This window comes from Kitasatospora sp. NPDC088742, from assembly GCF_055584905.1.
Genome location: NZ_JBVJLD010000056.1, coordinates 1 through 4,414 on the forward strand (window position 1 = coordinate 1; position 4,414 = coordinate 4,414).

Consider the following 4,414-nt stretch of genomic DNA (forward strand, 5'->3'; position numbering starts at 1 on the left):
GTGAGATTCCCCGCATCGGCATCGCCAGTGCCCGGGCCGAGGGTTTCATCACCGTACCGAGCCTTCCCGCCCTGTTCCGCCGCCGGCACGCCCGGCCGGCCGTCGCCGCTGCCGCCGGTCCTGCCGCGCTGCCGGCGCCGGAACGCGACGGGGAGCGGTAGCCCTCCGCCGGGGGGCGGAGGGAAGCCACGGCGGGACCGCCGACCGGGGGATGTCCAAGGGTCGATATCCGCCTGGAGGATGACCCTGATTCGGCTCGTGAGCTGATGCGATCCGTTTAGCGGATACCTACTGTGGATGTAGTGGGCCGCGAAAGTCTGGTGGCTGTCGGCAATGCGTTGCCGACAATACGGAGTCGGCATTCGGTTCCGTCAATGCGCAGTGAACGGGGACGTCAGTGAACGAACAGCGAACGGGGCCGCTGGGCCACGTGCGGCGGGCCGCCGTCGCGGAGTGGGGTCAGCTGTACTCCACCGTCCGCACCGAGCTGGTCCGCAAGAAGTTCGCCGCCGTTCCGCTGGCCACCACCGCGACCCTGCTGGTGCTGCTGTTCAGCATCGTCCAGCACCTGCCCGGCGGGGCGCGCTTCGTCACCCACGTCGGGGTGGTCAAGGCCGCGCTGCCGCTGGACGTCTCGCTGCTGCGGACCCCGCTCTCGCTCTACGTCCCCGCGCTGGACCTGCCGGTCTGGGGCGCGCTGGCGCAGGTCTTCCTGGTCTTCGGGATCGCCGAGCTGGTGCTCGGGCGGCGGCTGACCCTGGTGGTGGCCTACGCCTGCACGCTGGCCGGGACGCTGTTCGCCCGGATCGGGGTGGCGATCGGCCCGGACCACCTGTTCGGCTTCCCGCCCGAGGTGGCGCACGTCCGGGACACCGGGCCCTCGGCCGCCGTGGTGGCGCTGGCCGTGGTGATCGCGTTCCGCTGCCGGGCCTGGTTCACCGGCGGGCTGGTGGTCGCGGTGATGGTCGGGGAGGCGGTCGTGCTGCCGAACCTGGCGGGGCTGGAGCACGTGGCCGCGCTGGTCGCCGCGGTGCTGATCGCTGCCGCGATGGAGGTCTTCGGGGACTTCTGGCCGCGAGTGCTGGCCGGCGTCACCGCCGCCACCTCGGTGGCCACCGAGGCACGCCGCCGCCGGGCGGCGGTCGCCCCCTAGGGGCCGGAGGCCCCCCAGGGGGGCGAGGAACTGCGCGCGGGGGGACGGCAGCGCGTGCAACTGGCTCGCGTGCCCCGATCTGGCGCTGGTCCGCCTTCCGTACTCGCGCAGTTCCCCGCGCCCCTGGCTTGCTGCCCTTCCGGCCAGAGGCGGTCAGGTGCGGGGGAGGGCCATTTCGAACCAGACGACCTTGCCGACCGCCTTGCGGGCGGTGCCCCACTTCTCGGCGAGTTTGCTGACCAGGTTGAGTCCGCGGCCGTTCTCGTCCAGCTCTTCGGAGGGCTCCAGCGAGGGCAGGTTGTGGTTGTCGTCGCTGACCTCGACCAGCAGCTTGTCCACCCGGATCAGCTGGAGCTGGACGTGGTCCCTGGCCACCCGGACGGCGTTGGTGACCAGCTCGCTGACCAGTAGCTCGACCGTGTCGGTGAGGGCGCCCAGCTGCCAGGCGGCGAGCTGCTCGCGGACCAGCCGGCGGGCCCGGCGGACCTCGGCCTCACCGACGGTGAGCTCCCAGGTGGCCACCTCGGTGGGGGGGACCCCGTCGAAGCGGGCCACCAGCAGGGCGATGTCGTCCTGGCGGTCCTCCGAGTGGAGCCGCTCCAGGACCACGTCGCAGGCCTCCTCGGGGGTCTGCTTCGGGTCGATCAGGTTCCCGCAGAGGGCGGCCAGGCCTGCTCCTATGTCCCCGCCCCTGACCTCGACCAGCCCGTCGGTGCAGAGCACCAGCATCGAGCCGTCCGAGACGTCGATCCGCTTGGCCACGAAGGGCACCCCGCCGACCCCGATCGGGGCTCCGGCCGGGATCTCCAGCAGCTCGCCGGTGCCGTCCGGGTGCACCAGCACCGGCGGGACGTGGCCGGCGCTGGCCAGCTCGCAGGTGCGGTTGATCGGGTCGTAGACCGCGTAGAGGCAGGTGGCCAGGTGGTCGTCGCCGAGCTTGTGGGCCAGGTTGTCCAGGTGCCGCAGCAGCTGGCCGGGGGGCAGGTCGAGGGCGGCCAGGGTCTGCATCGCGGTGCGGAAGCGGCCCATCGCGGCGGCCGAGAGCAGGCCGTGGCCCATCACGTCGCCGACCACCAGGGCGACCCGGCTGCCGGGCAGCTGGATCGCGTCGAACCAGTCGCCGCCGACCTCGGCCTTCGGATCGCCCGGCAGGTAGCGGTGGGCGATCTGGACGCCGGGGATCTTCGGCGGCCTGGTCGGGATCATCGAGCGCTGGAGGGTGGTGGCGGTCTTCTGCTCGGCCCGGTGGGCGCGCGCGTTGTCGAGTGAGAGGGCGGCCCGGGCGGCGAGCTCGCGCAGGGTGGCGGCGTCGCTGTGGTCGAAGGGCGCCCGGTCGGGCAGCCGGAGCAGCTTGAGGATGCCGAGCACGGTGCCGCGGGCGGAGAGCGGCAGCACCAGCATCGAACGGTCCATCACCACCGGCACCAGCTCGGGGCCGCCGAGCGAGGCCGCGTAGTCCACCGCCACGTCCGGGTTGATCACCGGGACCAGCACCGGGTGGTTCTCCTGGAGCGCCAGGCCGGGCGGGGTGGAGCGGGGCATCTGGAGCAGCGAGCCCTCCTCCAGCACGTGCTCCCACTCCCCCGCGGTGGCGTTGTACGCGCGGGCCACGCGGCGCAGCGTGGTGGTGTCGGAGGGCGGGGTGGACGGCAGCACCGAGTCGGAGATCAGGCCGTCCCGCAGGTCCACGCAGGCGAAGTCGGCGATCCTCGGGACCAGCACGTCGCACAGCTCGCGGGCGGTGGCGTCCAAGTCCAGGGTGGTGCCGACCCGGCTGCCGAACTCGCTCAACAGGGCCAGCTGCTCCCCGGCCTGACTGGTGGTCAGCACCTCGACGGCGGGGGAGGGCGCGGCGGGCTGGGCGGGCACCGGGCGCGGGCGGTGCCCGTTCTGCCGCGCGTCGGCGGGCTGGGGGTCGGTGCGGTCGGCGGCGGACTCGATGGCGGGGCCTCCCGGGGTCGGGCCGGTGGAGGGGGTGTCGGCCGCGGCGGTGGCGGCCCGGTTGCCGTTCGGTGCGGTGCCCTGGGGCGGGACGGCGGGCGCGGTGGGCCCGGCGGCGGGGGCCGGGTCGCGGGGCTGTGGGACGGCCCCGCCGGTGAGCACCTGGAGGCTGGCGACCGTGGGCCGCTGCGGTTCCGGCGGGCGGCGCAGCGCACGCGGCCGCTCGGCCCGCTGCTGGGTGCCGAGCTGCTGCGGGGTCGGGTAGCGGCGGCCCAGGCCGGAGGCGGCCCGGGCGCCGGAGGGCTCGTACGGGAGGACCGGGACCCGGGCGGTCGGGTCGATCCAGAGGGCGGGCAGCCCGGCCGTGGTCAGGGCGGTGAGCAGGCGGGCCCGGCGGGTCTCGGAGGAGTGCGGGGGCAGCAGGCCGGCCAGTGCGGCGGCGCCGCCGGCCCCGGCCGGGGTGAAGTCGGGGGTGGCGCGGTGCAGCCCGCCGACCGGCCCGGGGGCGGGAGCGTACGGCAGCTGCCGGGCGCCGAGCGCGATCCGGGGGCCGCCGGTGCGCAGCGGGCGGGCGTCGGCGGCGAGCACCAGCAGGCTGCGGCCGGCCGGCTCGGTCAGCGGCCAGGCCCACCAGAGCACGTCGCGCAGCCGCTCCTCGCGGTCCAGCACGGGCATCGCCCCGGCCCACGGGCTGGGGCCGGTCTGGGTCAGGTCGTCGAGGGTGTCGAGCGCGTCGCAGCGGCGCGGCGGGGTGCCGGCCGGGCGGGGGAGGGCGGTCTCGGGGCGCGGTTCGACCGCGGGCAGCAAGCCGGAGGCGGTGCGGCCGTGGGCGACCTCGGCGCGGTGGCCGAACAGCTCCTCGGCGGCGCGGTTCCAGTGCGCGATCCGGCCGTCGGGGTCGACCAGGATGGCGGCCAGTCTCACCAGGGCGGCGACTGACGGCTGGTCGGCCGACGGCGTGGAGTTGGGCTCGTGCACCATGGATGAGGTCTGCTCCCGCCTGGCTGCCGCTCCTGTGTGGTCGTTCCCGCTGCACCTTCCAGCGAAGCACGGTGGAGGGCGGGACTGAAAGCGAATCGGGGAGATTCGTAAGTATCAGTTGCGTGTCACCTCACGCGCGCCCCCTGTGCACCACCAGCACCTCCTGTACCCAGTCGGTAGGCTGCTGGGGGCTGTCTCCTTGCTGGGGCCGGGCGGACGCCCGGCCCCAGCAAGGAGACAGCCCCCTTGTCGTCCGACCGGTTGGAGGCCGCGGTGGAGCTTGAGGAGCGGGTAGCCGCTGCGGAGTTGGCGTGGCTGACGCTGGAGGTGGACGTCGAG

2 protein-coding genes are annotated in these 4,414 nt (G+C 74.6%); one reads left to right on the plus strand and one right to left on the minus strand.

From position 1 onward, the window contains the following. The first annotated feature begins 397 nt into the window (after positions 1-397). Positions 398-1,153: a hypothetical protein gene (locus tag ACZ6ZR_RS32490; RefSeq protein ID WP_465648533.1), complete on the plus strand. Its 756-nt coding sequence runs from the start codon at positions 398-400 to the stop codon at positions 1,151-1,153. 153 nt (positions 1,154-1,306) lie between these two features. Here the strand turns inward: ACZ6ZR_RS32490 and ACZ6ZR_RS32495 are convergent, their stop codons facing one another. Continuing rightward, complete coding sequence (locus tag ACZ6ZR_RS32495; RefSeq protein WP_465648535.1) at positions 1,307-4,075, minus strand: ATP-binding SpoIIE family protein phosphatase; 2,769 nt, start codon at positions 4,073-4,075, stop codon at positions 1,307-1,309. Between the last annotated feature and the right edge of the window lie 339 nt (positions 4,076-4,414).